Annotated in this window: 9 protein-coding genes and 4 pseudogenes; 8 read left to right on the forward strand and 5 right to left on the reverse strand. The window is 67.8% G+C overall.

The features are described from left to right. Positions 1 to 26: 26 nt before the first annotated feature. The 3 genes and pseudogenes from G3I60_RS46620 to G3I60_RS41140 all read right to left on the reverse strand — a co-directional run. On the reverse strand, positions 27 to 10964 hold the full coding sequence (locus G3I60_RS46620) for a LamG-like jellyroll fold domain-containing protein (RefSeq protein WP_164608464.1): 10938 nt from the start codon (positions 10962 to 10964) through the stop codon (positions 27 to 29). Between the two features lie 248 nt (positions 10965 to 11212). Further along, the gene (locus tag G3I60_RS41135; protein WP_164608465.1) at positions 11213 to 11734 is read right to left on the reverse strand and encodes a hypothetical protein; all 522 of its coding nucleotides are present in this window, start codon (positions 11732 to 11734) and stop codon (positions 11213 to 11215) included. Between the two features lie 154 nt (positions 11735 to 11888). Beyond that, positions 11889 to 12291: pseudogene (locus tag G3I60_RS41140) on the reverse strand (IS5 family transposase); the annotation flags it as partial. On the opposite strand from G3I60_RS41140, the pseudogene G3I60_RS41145 reads away from it, so the two are divergent. After that, positions 12232 to 13063: pseudogene (locus G3I60_RS41145) on the forward strand (RNaseH domain-containing protein). The pseudogenes G3I60_RS41140 and G3I60_RS41145 sit on opposite strands and share 60 nt — an antisense overlap. A gap of 615 nt (positions 13064 to 13678) precedes the next feature. Further along, positions 13679 to 13804, forward strand: a pseudogene (locus G3I60_RS44845) (IS4 family transposase); the annotation flags it as partial. 131 nt (positions 13805 to 13935) lie between these two features. Here the strand turns inward: G3I60_RS44845 and G3I60_RS47175 are convergent. Beyond that, positions 13936 to 14511 carry a replication-relaxation family protein gene (locus G3I60_RS47175; RefSeq protein ID WP_164299030.1) on the reverse strand — a complete coding sequence of 192 codons (576 nt, stop codon included), beginning with the start codon at positions 14509 to 14511 and terminating at the stop codon, positions 13936 to 13938. A 76-nt stretch (positions 14512 to 14587) separates the two neighbouring features. Continuing rightward, a complete protein-coding gene (locus G3I60_RS41155) occupies positions 14588 to 15460 on the reverse strand; it encodes a DUF6745 domain-containing protein (protein ID WP_164299032.1) in 873 nt (290 codons plus the stop codon). Positions 15461 to 16272: 812 nt separating this feature from the next. Between G3I60_RS41155 and G3I60_RS41160 the strand changes: the two genes are divergently transcribed. The 6 genes and pseudogenes from G3I60_RS41160 to G3I60_RS41190 all read left to right on the forward strand — a co-directional run bounded on the left by G3I60_RS41160 (position 16273) and on the right by G3I60_RS41190 (position 19463). Next, on the forward strand, positions 16273 to 16674 hold the full coding sequence (locus G3I60_RS41160) for a hypothetical protein (protein ID WP_164299034.1): 402 nt from the start codon (positions 16273 to 16275) through the stop codon (positions 16672 to 16674). After that, entirely contained in the window at positions 16644 to 16979 is a 336-nt protein-coding gene (locus G3I60_RS41165) for a transposase (protein WP_164299036.1), read from the forward strand. Before G3I60_RS41160 ends, G3I60_RS41165 begins: the two co-directional genes overlap by 31 nt. Before the next feature lie 654 nt (positions 16980 to 17633). Further along, positions 17634 to 18056, forward strand: coding sequence for a transposase (locus G3I60_RS41170; protein ID WP_164299038.1), 423 nt, complete (start codon positions 17634 to 17636; stop codon positions 18054 to 18056). Beyond that, a pseudogene (locus tag G3I60_RS46980) lies at positions 18057 to 18440 on the forward strand (transposase). Beyond that, the gene (locus G3I60_RS41185) at positions 18419 to 18841 is read left to right on the forward strand and encodes a hypothetical protein (protein ID WP_164299044.1); all 423 of its coding nucleotides are present in this window, start codon (positions 18419 to 18421) and stop codon (positions 18839 to 18841) included. Before G3I60_RS46980 ends, G3I60_RS41185 begins: the two are co-directional and overlap by 22 nt. 133 nt (positions 18842 to 18974) lie before the next feature. Then, positions 18975 to 19463, forward strand: coding sequence for a hypothetical protein (locus G3I60_RS41190; RefSeq protein WP_239070936.1), 489 nt, complete (start codon positions 18975 to 18977; stop codon positions 19461 to 19463). The last annotated feature ends 358 nt before the right edge of the window (positions 19464 to 19821 follow it).

The following is a 19821-nucleotide window of genomic DNA, read 5'->3' on the forward strand; positions in this document are numbered from 1 at the left end:
CCGGCCAGATATTACACCTCTTGAGATTAACCGCCGCCCAGCATAGTTACCCCATGCCAGCCCTCTTCAGTGCGCCAAACGGATGTCAGGCTAGACCCTCTTGGTAGAATTGCAGACACCCCAGTCATACATGAATAGGGACCAGAACAAACCCCGTCAGAATTGTTGATTACGACTGTCGCCCTCCGAACGCCATTGCTTCTCATTGCCAAAGCGATCTTGGTTTCTACATGAGACGCGGCCGCGAACCCACCTGCAGCGTCGTGAGGCACGCCAGATTTTCTGAGCGCGTCCCTCACTTGCACGAATGAACCATTCTCACCGCTTGATACAGGAGCTCCGACTCTATTTCCAGCATCATCAACGACCTGACCAGTCGTAACCTTGCTGCCTGCCAACTCGTCCGCGATACCGTCGAGCGGATTGCAGTTGTGTACCAGGACCGGCGTAGCCCCCGCCAGCACATAGTACGTGTGGAGGTCGCCGATGGTGAGGTCGTAGGTGGTGGTGTTGGCGTGGTAGAGGCGGACGTCGGTGACTTCGGCGGGGCCCGTCGGGGTTTGGAGGACGTCGCCGGGGTGGAGGTCCTTGGCGTCGGTGAACGAAGCCTGGGTCTCGTCGTAGAAGGGGTGGTGGAAGGTGGTTGTGAGGTGATCGCTGGACGAGGTGCTTACCTGAGCGGCTACGGGAGCGGTCGCTGACAGGTCGTGCTTGTCGGCTGCCGTGTGAGTCGCGCTGAGAATGGTGAACAGGGCTGCGGAGGCGGCGAGGCCGACAGCGGTCTTCTTCGCGGCGCTCTTGAGGACAGCCTTGGTGGCGGAGCCGGTGGAGCGCTTGATACCGACGTTGACGAAATCGTGGTCGGTGGTGGTGACGATGACCGCGGTGACGGTGTGGGCCTGGGTGCCGGTTTGGCCCGGGACGGCGTTGGCGATGGTGTCGCCGACCTTGATCTGGTCGATCGCCTTGGCGGTGCCGCCGGCCATCAGGACGCGGGTGCTGCCGGTGAAACTGTGCGGCACCCCCTTCCCCTTGCAGCCGCCCGATTCGCTACGGGAACCAGCACCCTTGGCCTCCGCCTTACTGGCGGCTTCGCTGGTGGCATCGGTGGCGGCGGATTCCTCCGCCTCGGTGGCTCCCTTGCCGAAGAGGCCGCCAACGGCCTTCATCGCCTTGGGCGCGATCTTGGCCAGGATCTTGCCGCCCAGCGCGCCGAGCGCGCCGCCCAGGGCTCCGGCGACGGCGCCGGTGACCGCGGCCGCTCCGAAGGCGCCGACGCTGCATGCTCCACCGCCCTGTTCGGCGCAGGCGAAGCCCTGTTCCACCAGTGATCCTGCGGCGCCGGCCAGGGCCGCGCAACCGATGGTTCCGACTCCCCAGGTGGCTGCCTCGCAGCCCGCGAACACCGCGGTGGACACCACGAACGAGGTGATGGCCGCTGCGTGGTGCTTGACGTACGTGCCTGCGGTTTTCGCCGCCTTGACCGTGGCGTGGTAGGCGGTCCGGGTTGCCGACGCTACCTGTGAGGCCCGACGTTTGACCGCGGCCTTTGCTCTCGTCACGGCGCGGGATATCGCGTGGTGGGCGGAGTGGACCGCGTGGACGGCGGCCTGGTATCCGCGTTTGACGCGTCGGGCTGCGTAGTTGTAGACGCGGCGGGCGCGCCGCATGGTGGAGCGGTAGGCGTCCTGGACCCTGGTCTTCGCGCGGTTGTAGACGCTTTTGGCGGAGGAGACGACGGCCTTCACCTTGGCGGCCGTGTAGTGATAGGCGGCTGCGGCGTTGTGGCTGGCGTGTTCGTAGGCGCGTTCGGCCGCATCGGTGACGTAACTGGCACCGGACGAGACGTTGCTGGCGACCGCGTGGTAGGCCTTCTTCGCGCCACAGACCGCGTCGTACCAGGAGCACTGACCGGAGGGGTCCGCGCCGGCCATCGGGTTGTCGTTGACGTAGGCGAAGGGGTTGGCTGATACCGAGTTCGGTACCGGGTTCAGCGAGACGCTGTCCTTGTTCATGAAGGTGCCGGTCGCCGGGTTGTACCAGCGCGAGGCGGTGGCGACTTTGCCGGTGTCGGATTCGGTCCAGCCGGACTGGAAGCCCAGGTGTCCGAACAGGGCGCCGTTGCCGGTGACCTTGCCGAGCGGGTCGTAACTGGCAGAGCCGCCCAGCGTGGTGGCACCGGAGGTGAAGGTACCGACCACGTCGCTGTGCTGGTCGGTCAGCGCGAGGACTCCGGTGCTGGTGGACACGGCTCCCACCACGTTGATGCCGGTCAACGAGCCGCCGGGATCGTAGCTGTAGGTGTAGTTGCCGTCCGAGGCGATGGTGTTGGTGGCGCCGGAGTACTGGAAGGTGCGGGTGGAGTGCTGCACGCTCTCCGCGTCGGAAATGTTCCGGCCGGTCGCGTCCAGGGTGTAGGAGTGGGTGCCCGCGGTGATCTGTCCGCCGTAGGCGTCCGTGCCATAGGCGACGGTACCGCCGGCGGTGGAGGCGTCCGAGGTCATGGTGCCGCGGGCGGAGTAGGTGTACGTGTGCGTTCCGTCGGAGGTCAGCTGGTCGCGTGCGTCGTAGGTGTAGACGTCCGCGCCGACCTGGGTCCGGTTGCCGGAGGCGTCGTAGGAGTAGTTGGTGGCCGTGGTGCCGTTGTTCCATGAACTGAGGCGGTTCGCCCAGTCGTAGCTGTAGGTGTTGGCCGATGCTCCGGCGACGCCCGTGGTGGTCTTGGAGGTGAGATTGCCGGCGTTGTCGTAGCCGTAGGTCATGCCGGCGAGGGTGGACGCGCCCTGTACCAGGGTGTCGCCGGTCAGTTGATGCGCCGTGTTGTAGCTGTAGGTGCGGGTCTGCCCGCTGGTGCCGTATTTCACGGTCTTCGGCTGGCTGAGCGTGTTGTAGGTGTACGTCAGATCCGTGCCCGTGGCGGCGTCGTTGAGGGTAGAGAGACGGCCACCCGTGTCATACCCGTACCTGGTGGTTCCTGCCGCGTCGACGCGGGTCACAGGTGCGGAGTCGTCGTTGTAGGTGAAGTTGGAACTGCCGGCGGAACCGGACGCTGTCAGCAGGTCGCCTCGGTCGTCGTAGCCGAAGGATTCCTGGGTGGAGGTCTGGTGGTCCGGACCACCGGTGATTCCGGCCTCTGATGTCGAGGCACTCAGCACCTGGCCGTTGTTGTCGTAGGAGAAGGTGCGGGTCGCGGTTGCCGCTTCCGCTCCTTGGCCCGACTCCGACAGGACTTGACCGACGCTGTCGTAGGTCATCGATGTGGTGACGCCGCCCGGTTGCGTCGCGGTGGCCAGCTGTCCGTCCGCGTCGTAGGCGTAGGTGGTCGTGGAGTCCGCAGCCGAAGTGTAGGTGCTGGTGGCGGGGGCGGTTACCGACTGCTGCTGACCCCACGGCGTGTAGCCGTAGGTCCAGGCGTTGCCGCGGCCGTCGGTGAACCGGGTGCGCTGACCGTTCGCGTCGTAGCCGAAACTGGTGGTGATCGAGGTGGTGGCGTTGACGGGCTGGATCTGCTGGGTGATGGTGCCGGCCGCGTCGTACAGGAAATGGTTGGTGTGGCCGTTGGCGTCGGTGGAGGTCAGGACATTGCCGACGCCGTCGTAGATCTGCGAGGTCTGGGTCAGCAGGGTGCTCGTGGCGTCGTACTGCTTGCTGGTAGTCGGCTGGCCGGAGGCGTCGTAGTCCGTCTGGCTCCAGGTGCCGTCGGGCAGGATCGTCTTTTGCCGGTTGCCCTGGAAGTCGTAGGTGAACTGGGTGGTGTTCCCCGCTCCGTCGGTGGACGCGGTGACATCCCCGGCCCGGTTGTAGCCGTAACTGCTGGTGACGCCACCGGGGGTGGTGGAGGAGGACAGGAACGCGCCGTAAGGGTTCCCCGCGGTGACGGCATAGGAGTTGGTCGAGGTGAGGGTGCGGGTGGAGGGGAACCGCTCCAGGGTGGTGGAGGTCAGTTGCCGGCCCAGGTAGTCGTAGGTGGCCTGGGTGGTGGCGCCGGTGCCGTCCGTGACCGACAGCTTCTCGCCGTTGGTGTCGTACACGGCGTGGGTCTTGACTCCGTCGGCACCGGTGACCTGGGCGACGTCACCGAGTTGGTCGTAGAGGTAGCTGGTGGTGCGGCCGCTCGGGGTGGTCGCCTCGGTTTGGTTGCCGTCGTTGTCGTAGGTCCAGAACGATGTCGCGGTGAGCGGCGTGGTGGTGCCGGCCGGTGTGTACGGCGGCAGGGTCTGGGAGACCTTGTTTCCGTTCGCGTCGTACACGATGGCCGTCTGGTTGCCGTTCGGGTCGGTCTCCTCGACGGCCTCGCCGAAGGTGTTGAACCCGCTGGTGGTAACGGGGCGCGCGGTCACCGAGGTAGCACCGCCGGTGGCTTCGACCTGGACGGCGGGGGCGGTGGTGACCACCAGGTTGCCGGCCTCGTCGTAGGCGTAGTTGGTGGTGTTGTGATTGGCGTCGGTCATGGAGGTCGGCAGACCGCGCTTGTCGTACACGTAGCTGGTGGTCTGCTGGTTGGAGGACCCGACCGTCCCGCCGTTGCGGCCGTTGCCGAACAGGGTGCTGACTTCGGCCGCCGACAAGGCCCGCGGGTAGGTCTGCACGTTGGCGGTCTGGCCGTTGACGACGTTGGTGGCGGCTGCGCCGCCGGCTTGTTGGGCGCCGCCGATGCTCAGCGGACCGTTGCCCGTCCACGGCGCGGTGTTGGTGCCGGTTCCGGCGAGGGTGCCGTTGACGTACAGCTGCATGGCGCCGGTGCCGGCGTTGAAAACGCCCACCAGGTGGGTCCAGCTGTTGGCCGTCGCGGACGCGGTGTGGGCGGAGAAGTAGCTGGTCGGAGTTACGGAGTCCGAGGAGGGGGCGATGAATGCCCAGCCGGCGAAGGCCTTGCTGTATTGCAGGTAGAACGAAGAGGTGGTGGTGCCGCCTTGTGCTGCGACCGTGCGGTAGGTGCTGAGGTCGGCGAGGTTGGCCCAGGCGGAGACGGTGTAGGAGGCTGTGGTGTTCAGAACCGGCGCGTTGGTGGCGATGACACCGCCCGTGCCGGTGGTGCTTCCGGAGAACGCCGCCGCACCGCCTGCCCAGGTCACTCCGCTGCCCAGTGCGGCGGTGTTGCCGGTGCCGGAGGGGTCGGTGACGGTGCTGCCGGAGGTCTGGTCGAGTTTCCACCAGCCCGCCGGGTGGCCGGAGGCGTCCCCGTACAGAGTCTTCGACAGGGTGTTGCCCGACGCGTCGTAGGTGGCGGTGGTGGTGCGGTTCCAGCCGGACGAGTCATGCTCGTTGGAGGATGCGACGTTGTCGTCCGGCGTGTACGACACGCTCGTGGTCCGGTTCACACCGGTCGGGTCAACGGTGGTGCTGGTGGTGCGGGAGGCGGCGTCCACCGCGAAATTGGTGACCGTCGCGCCATTGTTGCTGGTCCGCGACAGGGGGTTCCCGGCGGCGTCATAGGTGTTGCTCTGTAGCTGGGTGCTGGTGGCGCCGTCGAAGCTCTTCTTGGAAACGGTGGAGGTCAGACCGTCGTCGGTGTACGTATAGGTGGTGGTGCTGCCCATCGAGTCCGTGATCGAGGCCAACCGGCCGGACGGATCGTAGGCTCGCGAGGATTCGATCAGCAGGGTCGGCGCACTGGGGTGGACCGGGTCGCCGGTGTACATCAGCCCCTGGGTCAGCAGATGGCCGTTGTCGTCGTACGTGTACTGCGTGATCGTGCCCGACTTGGACACTTCCTTGACCTTGTTGCCGTCGGTGTCGTATTCGAACGTGGTGGTACCGCCGTTGGCAGCGCCGGCGTTGCTGTTCGCATCGGTCTGCGAAGCCAGGTGGTTGTACGCGTCGTAGGTCTGCGTCTCGGTACGGGAGGTGTCACCGCCCCCGGCATCGGCCACGGTCTGCGAGGTGACGTTGCCGTCGTCGTCGAAGACCGTGGTGGTAGCGGCGGTGTGCGTGGCACCGGTCACACGGTCGACCAGCGGCGGGTCGGTCTCCAAGGTGACCTGTCCGGCCAGGTCGTAGGTGTACCTGGTGACGAGGCCGGCCGGGTAGGTGTCGGACAGGACCGTCTTGCTGAGCACCTGGCCCAGGCCGTCGTAGCCGTAGGTGGTGACCAGGCCGGCGGCATCGGTGGTGGAGGCGACGTCACCGTTGTGGAAATAGGACACGGAGTTGACCGCGCCGCCGGGCGACACCGCCCTGACCGGCAGACCCTTGGGCACATTGCCGCTGTCCGCGGCCGGGTAGGCCGCGCTGCCGTCGCTGTAGACAGTGGTGGCGGTTCGGCCTGCGGGGAAACCGGCCACCGGGGGCCCGGTGACGGTGGTCTGGTCGCCGGCCGTGTCATAGCCGAAGGACGTCAGGTACGTAGGGTCGGTCCCGCTGGAGGAACGGCCGTCACGTTCGGTCAGCAGGACGTCGTTGCGCGGGTCCGCGGTGGTCAACTGCGGGCTGGTGTCATCGGGGAAGTAGCTGTAGTAGCGCGTGGAGCAGGCGTTGGCCGCCTGGTTCTGGCAGGTCGTGGTGGACACCACGTTGCCGCGCACATCGTGTCCGGTGACGGTCATCGCCCCGTTGGGGTCCAGGACCGTGTGCTCGAAGCCACCCGTGTCGTAGCCGAACGTGGTGGTGTTCCCGAGTCCGTCGGTCTCGGAGAGTTTGCGGTTGCCGTTGGCCGCGTCGTACTTGTACGTCGAGGTGGCGTTCGCCGGGGAGATGACGCTGATGGTCTCGACGGGCAGCAGGCCGGTGGAGTTCTTGGCAGCCTGGAAGTGGGCGGCGGCGTCCTGGGCGGTCAGCGCGGTACGGTACTGCGCGACCTCGGCGATCGACCCGTTGAAATACAGGATGGTGCCGGCGGTCAGGCCGTTCCAGCCGCTGCCGGTCGTGCCCGCGCCGATGTAGTTGTAGGTGCGGGCTGCGTTGGACAGCGCGGTGGTGGTCTTCGTCGCGGCCTGGGTCCCGTCCAGGTACAGGGTCTGGCTGGTGGCGGAGGCGCTGACCAGCGCGTGGTGCCACTTACCGTCGGTGACCGTACCCGCGGTGGCCATCTGAACGGCTCCGCTGACGGTGTTGACGCCGCCGTACAGCTTGCCGTCCGAGCCCACCCACAGCAACGGGGTCATGGAGCTGACGGACCCGCCGATGGCGGCCGCCTGCTGCTCCAGCAGGATCGCGTTGCCGTGTGTGGTGGAGAACCACAGGTCGGCGGAGGCTGAGGAGGCCTGCGAGATCACGTCGGGTGTCTGCACGCGTGAGCTGGTGCCGTTGAAGGATGCGGCCTTCTGGTCGCTGAACGGCCCGGTCGTTCCGAGGGTCACCGCGTTGTAGGTTCCGTCACCGCCGCGTGTCTCGTCGACCGCTGTGGTGGCGCCCGCTGTGTCCCCGAGACGGAAGTAGGTGGTCGGTGCTCCGCCGAGCACCGCTCCGCGGTACGTCTGGCTGGAGCCGGTGATGCTCGGCGAGCCGAGCTTCCACACCCCCCCGTTCTCGTCGGTGAGCTGCGTGAGGGTGGTGGTGGCGGGGTCGTAGGCCATCGTCGCGTAGGACTTGCCGGAGGGACGGGTGATGGACGTGAGCAGGCTCGCGCTGTGCGTGGCGGACTTGTACAGGGCGTTCACATCGGCGGCCACCAACGGGCGGTCGTACCATGCGGCGTCGGCGATGGAGCCGTTGAAGTAGGTGGCGTAGCCGGTCTTGACGGTGGAACTCTGGTGCGGCTCGTCGGGCCAGTTCCCGCCGAGGAATCCGGCGCCGAGGTAGTTGTACGGCTGGTTCTTGCCGAACGCGACACCGCTTTGAATCGAGACCGTGCCGCTGAGCGAGCCGACCTTGGCGCTGTCCAGGAAGAGCGTCTGGGAGTTGCCCGCAGCCGAGAGCACCACGTGATGCCACTTGCCGTCGGCTACCGAGGCCGCTGTGGTGATGGGGGCGATCCCGCCGCTGTACCAGAATTCGGCCTTCAGTTTACCGTCGGTTCCCACGTACACCGAGGGGGTGTAAGCGCCCGGGGAATTGCCTGCGTCGACGGGCTGTGAGGCGTAGGAGTACAGCACGCCGGGGCCTGCGGAGGTCTTGAACCACAGCGAGAGCGCACCCGAGTCGGTGTTGTTGCCCAAGTCCTTGGGCAACGCGACCGAGGAGGAGGTGCCGTTGAAGCCCGCCGCGGTGGCGGATCCGCCGGTCAGCGGTCCCGGCTGCCCCAGTGTGACGTTGCTGTAGGCGGCACTGGTCGTCCCCTGGTTGGCGAGGACCGCGTCCTTGGCCGTGCTGCCTGAGGCTTCGGACAGCGGCCACAAGGAATGCGGGCCCAGATCCTGGGCGGCATTCTGGTACTGCGAACCGGCGGCGTAGCCGTAAGTGGTGCACGCGGTGTACGAATTCGGGGCGCAGACCGATGTCAGCTGGTCGTTGGTGTAGCCGTACTTCCAGGTCTGGTCGGTGTTCTGGTCAGTGCCGGTGACCGGGTCGGTGAAGACCGTCGCCACGTGCGCGGCGGAGGCGCCGGGCGGGGTGCTCCAGGTCAGGTGCAGGGCTCGCCCGGAGGTGGCCGACGTCATCTGCGTGATCTGGCCGCCGGACCAGTTGTAGGTGATGGCGCGGCCGTTGGCATCGGTGATCGCGGTGATGCCGTACCCGCCGGAGCCCAGGGCCTGGGTGAAGGTGTAGGTGGTGTCGTTCTTGTCGGTCAGGCTGTAGCCGCCGGTGACGGGCCTGAAGGTGGCGAAGCGTCCGGAAGGCGGCGAGAAGGTGGGGTCGCCGTTCTTGCCGTAGCCGACCTGGGATCCGTCCGGATAGGTGACGACCGTGCCGGTGACCGCGCCCACGCTGTTGTACTGCTCGGTCGCGCGGGCGTCGAAGACGCTCGACCAGCCGGCGCCGAAGGCACCGGTCCAGCGCGGGTCACGCGAGTTGTAGTCCCGCTGCACTTCCAGGCTCGGGCCGGCGGTGGAGATGGAGGCGTCGGTGTCCGACGTGGTGTAGTTGCCGATCGACGCGTCGAAGCCGTGGTCGCTGCTGTTCTGCGACAACCCGGAGGTCACCAGTGGCTGCGGGACCTGGACGTTGAGGGCGTTGAAGGCCGCGGCGGGCGAGTAGAGGCTGCTGTCGTAGGCCTGGACGGTCCAGTAGTAGGTCTTGCCCCAGGTGAGTTTCCCCGCGGGGACCGTCCAGTCCCCTGCCGCGATCAGGCCTGAATCGGCGACCTTCGCGTTGGTGCTGTCGTAGACCTGGAAGTCGTACTGGTTGGTACTGCCGGACGAGGCGTTGGCGCCACTGCCCCAGGCGGTGAGTTCGGGGGTGGTGGTGTACGCGGTGGCGTTGTTGTTCGGGTACTGCTGGTAGATCTGCGGGGGTGTGTTGCCGGTGTAGGTGATGACGATCCGGGGGCCGAACGCCGCGTCGGCGAAGGACCCGAACTGCTTCCAGTGCAACGCGTCATTGGTCGCGGCGTAGATCGCCAGGCCGTTGTCCGCGGTGGTGCCGTTCATCCAGCCCTGGATGGCGGAGGTGGTCAGCGGGACGTCCACCCAGTCACCGACGCTGTGGTCGGCGGCGGTGTTGTGGCACGCGTTGTTCACGGTCGGGGTGAGGTTGCCGATCGAGGCACCGTAGGACGGCCCGGGATAGGACGTCACACCACCGGGCGTCCAGGCGCTGGTGACCAGCGCGACGTCGAATCGCTCCGGGGTGCAGGTCGCGGCCCAGGTGTTGAACACTCGCAGGGTCGCTGCGGTGACGGTGACGTGGGAGGCGTCGAAGCCGCTGTACCAGTGGTTGACGTAGGAGGCGGCCGAATGCGGACCGGAGTCGTAGGAGCCGACCTTGATGGTCTGCTCGTAGGAGTGGTCCCCGGGGGCGCCCGATTCGGCGTAGGTGGTGGTCCAGCCGTCGGTGATGATCGGGTCGACAGTGACCGGGAAGACCCGTGACGGATCCTTCAGCCACGCGGCATCAAGGACAATCTTCAACGCGGGGTGCCCGGCCTGCTGGATCAGCTGGTACGTCACCGCGTGGGTGGTTGCCGGATCGCCTGAGCGTGGGTCGACCTTGGAGTCGAAGGCGTACGCCGCGGGGATGCGCTCGGCGGTTTTGCCGCTCGCGTCCTTCAGGTCGATGGAGCCGTCCTTGGCCTGGACGGGAACCAGTCCGGTGAGCGTCAGCGGGAAGATCCAGGAATTCCCGGCCTGCGCGGAGTGCAGGACGATCGCCTCTTTGAGACCTTGGGCGGTCGGCGCCAGGTGGAGATCGGTCTGCGGGAGTGCGTTGTTGTACGTGACGTCGGTACCGGTTGTGGTGCCAGTGACGGGCGCTGCGCCCTGGAGGCCGTAGGACAGGCTGTGACCCGAGCCATCGGTGAAGGATGCCAGGGCCGGATCCGAGCTCTTGGTTGCGAAGTCCACGCCCAGGGAGTTGGCGGCTTCGTGCAGTCGGCCGTCGCTGGAGGACTTGACCCGGGTGTCGATGGCCTGCCACGTGCCGTTGCTGTCACGGTAGTTGACGGGTGTCTGGGACAGCTGGCGGCTGGTACTGCCGTCGGCGTTGTCGTACACCGTGGACGTGCGATCCGAAGTGGCGGCGTTGCGCTTGCTGGTCTTGGCGGAGAAGCCGCCGACCGTGCGGCTCTGGCCTGGCTTCACAGCCTTGCCGTACGGCTGGTACGGATCGAGTTCTCCGTGCCCCTTGCCCGGCGCACGGCCCGCGCCCTTGCCCGCGCGGGTCGAGGCGGCACTCGCACGGTGACTGAGCCCGGCGGCAGTGCCACTTTGCTGTTTCGGTATGCGACCCCAGTGCGGGTCCTTGAGCCATGCCGTCAGCGAGGACAGGCTCGGCATCGACAGCGCCGGCAACGTGGCGCCGTCAGCGGCGGCCTGTTCCGTCGTCAAGACCAGCGCCATGCAGACGAACGCAATCATCGCGGTGGCGCGCAGCCAACGGCGATGGAACGCGACCCGCCGGGCGGAACGGCGGTAGGGACGAGCGCGCACGGCACAGCTCCAGATGATCATCGGCACACAAAACTTGCCGATCATGCACAGCGAGCTCACCGAAAGTCCACAGACAGGGGTGGATCGTGGACTCCCCATTGCCATGCCATGGACAATCGGGTCAAAATATCCGATGCGTCCGAACTGTCCGTGGAGAGATCTTTGCCAACCGAGGAGCCCGTCAATACCTTGCGGAAGGCTCAGTCAACTCCCCTTCAAGGTCCCACCAAGGCCGCACCACTGCCTGATCACCCATGGGTCGCCGATTCCACTGCGGAGGCGACGGACGATCGTGTGGCGTTCGGCGAGTCAGCCGGCAGGACGGTGACGTTCGCACCAGTCGCCGTTCCTCCCACGATCACGAAGCGAGTCCCGGGGAACTTCGGCCCGTCGATGGCCACCGCGCCGCCTGGCGCCGCACCCACCGTCAGCACCACGGTGCAGTGCCGCTGCGCCAGCGAAGCCAGGAACGGCGCCGCGTTGGCGGCGCTCTGCTCCCCTGCCACCGCCAGATACATCACCCGCGTCCGCGTCTTCGCCGACGCATCCTGCATCCCGGCCCACACCGGCACCGCCGCCGCGTCCGCCAGACCGCGATCCGACGTGAGCAGACACGCCTGCTGTTGGGAGTACTCGCGGGCACGAGTCGGAGGAATACTGTCGGCCCGATGCGAACCCGGCAATACCGCCACCAGAACCGCCGCTGTGATCACCACTGCCGCACCCACCGCCAGCAGCAAGCCTCGATGGGCACCAATCCACGCCTTCACAGCAGTCTCCCCAAGTACGTCGGCGGACCCCAAGGACGCAGCCCGCTCATCGAGCCCCGCAGCCTACGTCGACCTCACCCGGGTAATCGCCGCCGGGTATCACCTGCTGACCCGCACGACCGCCGCCGACAGCACGACCCGGGACTGCGCTGCACCGTTCGGGGATGGTGGCCCTGATGCCGCGTTGCCGCAGGCCGGCGCGGATGGCCCGGGAGGAGTACGCCTTGTCGGCCAGCACACGGTCGGGACGGCGTCGCGGCCTGCCTACCGTGGCACGGGGCACCTTGATGGCGTCCAGTACCGCCTCGAACACTGTGGAGTCGTTCACGTTCCCGGCCGTCACGACAAACGACAGGGGCAATCCCCGGCCGTCCACCGCCACGTGGACCTTGGTGGTCAGTCCTCCGCGGGACCGACCGAGGGCCTGCCGTGCCGCCGAGCGTTGCGGACCTTCCAGTTGTCCCCGTCTGGATCCCTTTCTTCCGGGCACCGGCAGCATGCTGGTGAGCTCGATTGATGGTGGAGTCCACCGAGACCGCCCACTCCACACGGCCGACCGGGGCGGCAGCGGAGGCCGGTTCAACTACGCCCGCGCCCAGGGGCTGTCGCGCAGCCGTCCCATTCCCGAGGGCAGCCGCGGTGACGACACCCTGCCCCGCCGTATCGACCACGCTCTGTTCGAGCTGGCCCGGCGCCTGGAGTGTGGCTATGTGCTCTACGTCTCCGGTGACTCCACCCGCCCCGTCTGGCCGCTGCTGTCGAACAAGAACGCCGACCTGCTTCCCGCCGACGACGGTCCAACCAACGGCAGGCCCGCGTTGCCCGGTGCCACGCTCGCGCCCGAGCACGGGCCGCGAGCCGTCATCCGCACCACCTCCAGCGCCGACCCGAGCATTCCTGTGCCCGCGCTCTTCCACGAGATCGGCGAGGACGGCAACGAGAACGACGGTGACAAGACCAGCAACGCGCTGTTCCAGTTCGACGGCACCGACACGACGTTCCTCATGAGCCGGCGCCCCCACCAGATGGACGGCAAGACCCCTTCGGCCAAGTCCGGCCAAAATCAGGGGCGTTGGAGCTGCGACGACAAGGAGCAGCAGGCCGAGACCTGGTACAACCTCATGGCTACCGAATTCGCCGTCATCCAGCGGCCCGACGGGGACGACGCGCTCCCCTACGCCCTGACCACCGCGGCTGTGCAACCACGCCCTGGCCTGGGAACACCGCACCCGCCACCCGCTGCCCATCCACGCCGCCATCCAGATGGACAAGAACCACCCCGAATACCGGCGCAGCATCGACTGGGAGACCGACGACGCCCCCGGCTGAACCGGTGTACCGATGGGAGAAATGCCCTTCGCAGCTCGGCACCAGACCAGGTGCGACGGCGGCCACTCGTGACGCGCCGGGCAGCTGCACGTGCGTCCGTTCTGGGCGCGCAGCGGCCCGGCAGGGTCCAGCTCCCTCAGCGGGTCATCGGCGGTCCAGCTGGTCGAACAGCTGGCCGAGGTTGCGCATCGACCGGTCAGAGGCACCGCGCGCCGCCAAAGCTCCCAGGATGACCTCGCGTTCCAGGATTCCCTTACCGCGCAAGTCCTGCAGGATGCGCTGGGCTTGCTGGACTCTGCTGCCCAATTCGCTGCGGGGGTGAGGGTGGGTCCACGGTGATAGTTCCTGAGGTCGCTTCTCCGTCGTGCGGCCGTGGAGGCGGTACGGATGTCGATGCGGCCGGTGGGGCTGCCGGAAATCCCGGAGCAGACCGTGGTGGTGGCGCGGGCGGCGTTCCCGAAGGGGAGTCTGGCGATACGGGTGCGGGACCGCCTCGCGGAGGTCCGGCAAGCGAGACGAGAAGCCGTACGAGAGGAACCAGTGTCCGAAGCCCGGCCCTCACACCTCAGTAGGCGCGGCGGGGCGCGGGAGGGCTGCGGCGCCAGAGCGCCGCAGCCGTCGGAGAAGGCGCTTCGCGACCTGCGTCGGCGGGTCGGCGTGGCCCCGCTCGAGCGGCTGTTCGACGTGCTGTCCGGCCCGTTGGCCCAGCCGTCCACGCCCGGAGTGCGCTACCGCCACTGGCCCCTGGTCGTGATGGTTTCGGTGCGCTCGCCGGACGGGCTGCTGTCGCGCATGCGCTGGCAGACCCACCACGTGTGGCTGGAGTTGGAGCGGCGCCACCAAGCAGCAGCTCGCCGACATGCGGCCTCTGTTCAAGGCCGAGCGGGCCAGTCCGCGGGCGCTGTCGACGTCGGCGCAGTGGGACTGCGACGGTCTGCCCGGCCGGGAAGCCGCAGCGAAGCGGGCGCAGTGGGCGATGTACCGGGCGCACCTGCGCGAGGCCGGCGAGTTGGCCGACACGTTGGAACGGGCTGGTGGCGTTCGGGGTGCGGGCCGAGCTGGCGGCGCGCGACTGGGACCCGGACCAGCCAACGCTGCCGGTGCAGGCGAGGAACCCGGGCCGCTGGCCCGGCACGCGGGACGGCGGCTGGCCGGAACGAGTGACGGTGCGTCTGCCAGTACGGCACGGTCGTGGTCTCGCCGGTCCGGCGTGAGGGCCAGGTGCCCGGCGTGGCCGGGTCGTTGACGCGGCGTCGGTAGCAGGCAGCGTATGCGGCGAGCTTGTCCGCCACGCCCTGCACCGGCTCGGTGCCCATGTCCATCTCCAGCATCAGCAGCGGCAGCGGCAGCCCGGCCTCCTGCGCCCGCAGCACCGCATCCGCACGCACATTCTGCTTCCCCGAGGTGGCCAGGGCGTGGGACCTCGGTCCGCCAAGAAGTGATGTCACCGATCCCGCCCTGGGTGAACGCGACGATCGTGGCGTTCACGCCCATCGCGTGCGGCGCACCACCGCGCCCCGCACCCTACCGCCCATCTCCTCCGGCCCGCCCTCCAGCAACCGCTGCGGTGTCCCAGGACAGTACGGGAGTGCCGTGCAGGGCATACAGCTCGGCGCCGTCCGCGTACCGCACTGCGGGCCCGCTCTCATGGTGCAGTCGCAGCTCGCCGTGCCGGCCGTTCGGCAGCGGCTCGGTGTGCACCTCGGCCGGCCGTTCGGTCATGACGCATAGCCCTTCGCCCGGCCACCACCAGCCTGCTGAGCGCACCAGCGCGGCCCACAGACCGAGCTGGTGCACATCGCCGTCGCGATAGCGGGCCGACTCGGTACGCGCGTGCACGTCATAGGCCGACAGCCAGTACGCGTCGTGCTGACCGTAGTTGCCCTGCGCAAGCCATTCGGACCTGGCGGGAAGCATCGCCGTCCGGATCGCCGCAGGCAGCGCGTCGCCCAGCAACACCTGCAACGACGCGCGCACGGTGGCCTCAAGGACGGTATGCAGCGGGGCACCGGTTTCGAGAGCGTCCTTAGACGTCATGGCCCGCGCCGGCTGCAGCCAGGGGTCCCTGGTCCGCCGCCAGTGCGGATGGCCGGTCGCCACGTCCAGGCGCTCACGCAGATCCGACCGTGAGTACGCCAGTCGGGCGCCCACCGTCTGGTCGGTCCAGGTCCCGGTCCCGAGCGCTGCGGCGGCCTGCGATCTCGGCGGATGGAAGCGCTGCCGCTCGGCGGCCAGTACGGGCGGCGCGGCCGCCGGGGAGGTGATCCAGCTGAACCGTGGTCTGGCTTCACCGATCAGTTGGTACAGCCCGGTGACGGCGTCCTCGGCTCCGGCCCGGTCGGCCGGCAGCGTGCACAGACCGTGGCCCAGCCATTCGTTACGTACGGCGTGTGCCACGGACAGGCGCTCATCGACAGTGAGCGGGCGCTCGTTCGGGAAGTCGGTCCGGCGGAATGTGCAGCTGAAAGGAATCCGTTGGGGATTCGGTACGGCGCTCACCAGGAGAGGGCGGAGCCCGCCTTTGTCATCGTCATGCGCAGGAGCCTGCCAGATGCTGCCGCGATCCGACAACACCATTTCCCGGACCAGCCCATCTCTCGCATCCGTTCGCTCCCGGCGTCTGTGCCTGTTTCTGAACTCTCGGGCCAGACGGGACCCGCTCGCTCCCCTGCCTCCTTAGCAAGGTGGACAGGGTGTGGGCAGAGTCCCGCATCATCCCCAACCCGCACCCGCCATCTCCCGGGATCATGGCCCGGCATTTGCCGGGAGAGGTCCTTGAGACCTTCGCGGAGGTCAGGGACCAAGATTCCCGACAGGTTCGCCAGGCCGCTGCGCTTGACTCCTCGGTGGAGGGAAAATAGGGCGGGTGCCCGGTAAGCCGATGGCTCTTTGATGCCGGTGAGTTCGCCCGACAGGAGGGCGATGGGGATCAGCTAACGGACTTCGGTTTGCGCCACGGCCCGGAACGCGCGTGTCAGATTCAGCGACTTCCGGATCCCTGCGGGCACCCGCCCGATCGGTGCGCGAGGAAGGGATGCGGTGATGGCCAGGCAGGCCGTGAAGGACGAAGTCATCTATGTGCGGGCGGCGGGGCTGGACCTGGGCAAGCGGTTCTTGGTGGCCTGCGTGCGCACCCCGGCCGTATCCCGGGCAGGGCCAGGGCAGGGCCCTGGTCGCTGGGGACCGAGCGGTTCGAGACCACCGCGGCCATGATCCAGCGGCTCTCGGCCTGGCTGCTCGCAGCCCGGGGGCGGGAGGCCCAGCGGCTGGAGAAGGAGTTGGAGGACACCGGGATGCAACTGTCCTCGGTGATCAGCGACATCACCGGCGCCACCGGACGAGCCGTCATCAACGCGCTGATCGAGGGGGAACGCGACTTCGGGGCCCTGGCCGACCTCGCCGTGCGCCGGGCCCGCAGCAAGATCCCGGCCCTGACCGAGGCACTGGAGGGCACCTTCACCGAACACCACGCCTTCATGTGCCGCCACTACCTCGACGAGATCGACCACCTGACCGCCGTGGCCGGGTATCTCGACACCGCATCACCGCGCTCCTGGCCCGTCCGGGCAGGGATCAGGACGTGGACCGGCTGGACACCATCCCCGGCATAGGCCGCGCAGCCGCCGAAATCATCATCGCCGAGACCGGCGGCGACACGGCCCACTTCGCCACCGCCGGACACCTCACCTACTGGATCTGGGTCTGTCCCGGCATGATCGAATCCGCCGGCGTCAACAAATCCAGCCGGAACCGATCGGGCAACAGCAACCTCAAACGGATACTCGGCGTCGCCGCGATGTCCGTGAACCGCAGCAAGGACACCTACCTCAGCACGTACTACCACCGAGTCGCATCGCGCCGCGGCAGCCTACGGGCCCTGGTCGCGGTCTTGCACAAACTCGCCATCGCGATCTAACACGTCCCGCACGACAAGACCGACTACCTCGACCTGGGAGCCGACTACGTCACCCGCCGCGACCCCGAACGCGCGATGCGCCGGATGACCAAGGAGGCCAACCGCCTCGGCCTCACCATCCGCTTCGAACCCATCGAGGCAGCCTGACCTGCACGAATTTCTCAATTTTCGCGTCGGCGTCGCTCCCGGCACACCTGGCCCTGGCCAGCGTCGGAGGTGAAGGTGTGGTGGCGCGCACACAGCACCGGCCGCGTCGTGTTCGTGTCATCGCTCATGGCCCCAGCCTGCAGAACCCGGGCCGTGGACGGAGACGAGCGAAGCGAGCAGGGCCAGCGGGCTACTCCCCCAGTTCCGCCAGCAGCAGCTCACGCTCGGCCGCTTCAGAGCGTGGTGGTCTTTCGTGCGATGTTCGAGGAGCGCGGGGTGGGTGATCTCTCGCACGTAGCTGCTGGTGGCGGGGTGGGCATGAAAGAGCGGGCTCCTCGGTAGAGACATGGTTGTCGACACCCGCTCGTCCAAGGAGGCCCGCTGCCATCCCAGTTGACCATTTGTGATGCGCCCGGATCCAACCCGGCCCCTCTGTCGTGTGACTGCTACGTGCACCAGTTCGGGGCGATCCCTGTCGTCCGGCGTGCCCAGCGGTGTCCCACCGATGTGAGCGACGCGGAGTGGGACCAGGTCCGGGCGTCGATGCCGGTGCCGGCCTGGCTGGAGGGCCACGGTGGGCGCCCGGAGGCGTTCTGCCACCGCGAGATGCTCGACGCGGTGCGCTACGTCGTCGACAACGGCGCGAAATGGCGTGCCGTCCCCACGGATTTTCCCTGGTGGCGGGCGGTGTACGACTTCTTCCGCCGCTGGTGCCGACACGGGTACCCGCGCGAGCTCTACCAGCGCCTGCGGCGCGTCGAACACCAACGCCAGGGAGGTGCCGCGGAACCCACTGCCGGGGTCAAAAACGCGCAGTCGGTGGACGGCGCGGACACCGTCGCCGCCGACAGCCGCGGCTATGACGGCGGGAAACTGCGCGACGGCAGGAAGCTCCACATCCTGACCGACACCTGCGGCCTGCTGCTCTAGGTGAGCGTCACCCCGGCCAACGTGCACGACTCCACCGCCGCGCCGCAGTTACTGGAGAAGTTCATGGGGGAACCGGGCCGGTTGCTGAAGCTGGTGTGGGCCGACAGCTCCTACCAGGGCCAAGCCGTTGCCGAGGCGTTCGCCCGGCACGGGGTGACCGTTCGAATCGTGCAATGAAGAGACGGGCAGAAGGGGTTCGTGGTCCTCACGCGCCGGTGGGTGGTGGAGCGCACGCTCGGCTGGCTGTCACGGGCCCGCAGGCTCAACCGCGACCACGAGCGCCGCGCGGACCACCACGAGCAGATGGTGTTGTGGGCCGGCCTGGTCACGCTCACCCGCTCTGGGGATTGCCGTCCACCGTCGTGGACGACGCCGAGCTGCTGATCAGGCGAGTGCCGTCGACACAGCGCGAGCACGCTGCTGTGGCAGACAGCGTGCCGGAAGCCGTGATCATTGCGGCGACGCTCGGTCCGTTCGTGACAGCGGTTGCGACCAAACTCGGGGAACGCATCGGAACGACACTGCCCATCGAAAGGGCTACGCGGCGATGGCGCGGGCGGCAGCGAGATGAACTGGTCGTTGGCCTGCGGCGTGCCCACGCGGGTATCACCGTAGAACTGGACTCGGCGACAACTGATGATGCACGACTCGCGCTGATCGAGTTGGACGTACGTCGCCCAGAACTGTGGGGGCACCGCCTCCGTTGGGACGAGACAGTTCAAGCTTGGCTTCCCGTGCCCGATATTTCCGGCAGGGAGGGCGCCGAGCGGAGTCGGGGCATGTGATCACGGTTTGCGATCGTTGACGGCATCGCCACACGACCGATGCTGAGCACCAGCTGGCCAACTGAAGTGCACAGTGGCCATCTGAAGCGCTAAGTCACACCGGGCCGTAGGGCAGAATCATTCCGTGAGGTCCATGGGGGTTCTGGCCGAGCTGGAAGCCGGCATGGCAGAGCTGTCCACGCCGATGCGGGTGTACGTGGCGGCTGGGCGGTTCACCGAGCCGGAACCCGACCTGCCAGAGCTGGCAGTCCGGATCCGCACGCTGCTGGCCGCGGTCGCGGCGGACGATGCCTGGCGGCGCTTCCTGCCCGGGTACGCCCCGCCGTCCGTCCCGGAGATCTGCGCCGCTCTGGAAGCGGTGGAGACGCGCGGAGCCGCCTCGTTCCTGGCCCAGGTCACGGCCGTCGACCTGGTCTGGCCGAGCTACCGGCACCTGCCCGTCGAGACTGCCGAGCGCGCGGCGGACCGGGTGGTGTCCCTGCTCGGATCGTCCGCCAGATGGTGGACCAACCACGACGCCGGATGCGGCGCGGTGAATGGACTCACCCCACTGTTCGACAGTCTGCTCGCAGGGACGGACGGTGAGCACTTCGCGCTGGCCCTGCAGATCGCCGACGACTGAGCACCCCGCCTCACCGGAGTGATCATCACTATCTCTGCGTGCGGGCGCATGGCGTCTCCGCAAACGATGCCTGCATTCCTGCTCATCGACGCTGCGGCGCACTCCATCCCCGCTCGTCGCACTCTGCTTGGCGCCGCCATCACCGCTGCCGACTCATGACAGCCTTGCGGCCGCCCCGTGCCAACCCGACCTTCAGGGCCTACTGGGCGCCCTACTTGGCCAGACGGGCCAACTAGGGCCTGTGTGATGTCGTGATCAGTGGGTTGCTCGTAGGAGGTCGTCGATCCAGATCATCGAGGCGCGGAGTTCGAGTCCGGCGAGGTAGCTCTCGGGTGTCTTGTCGAAGCGTGTGGCGATG

The organism is Streptomyces sp. SID13666 (assembly GCF_010548325.1).
Taxonomy (GTDB): Bacteria; Actinomycetota; Actinomycetes; order Streptomycetales; family Streptomycetaceae; genus Actinacidiphila; species Actinacidiphila fildesensis.

What these genes read in the sequence shown, in the direction of transcription:
- G3I60_RS41190 (WP_239070936.1), top strand. Translation starts at nt 18,975, where the DNA reads ATGGGGGTTCTGGCCGAGCTGGAAGCCGGCATGGCAGAGCTGTCCACG.
- G3I60_RS41160 (WP_164299034.1), top strand. Translation starts at nt 16,273, where the DNA reads ATGATCCAGCGGCTCTCGGCCTGGCTGCTCGCAGCCCGGGGGCGGGAG.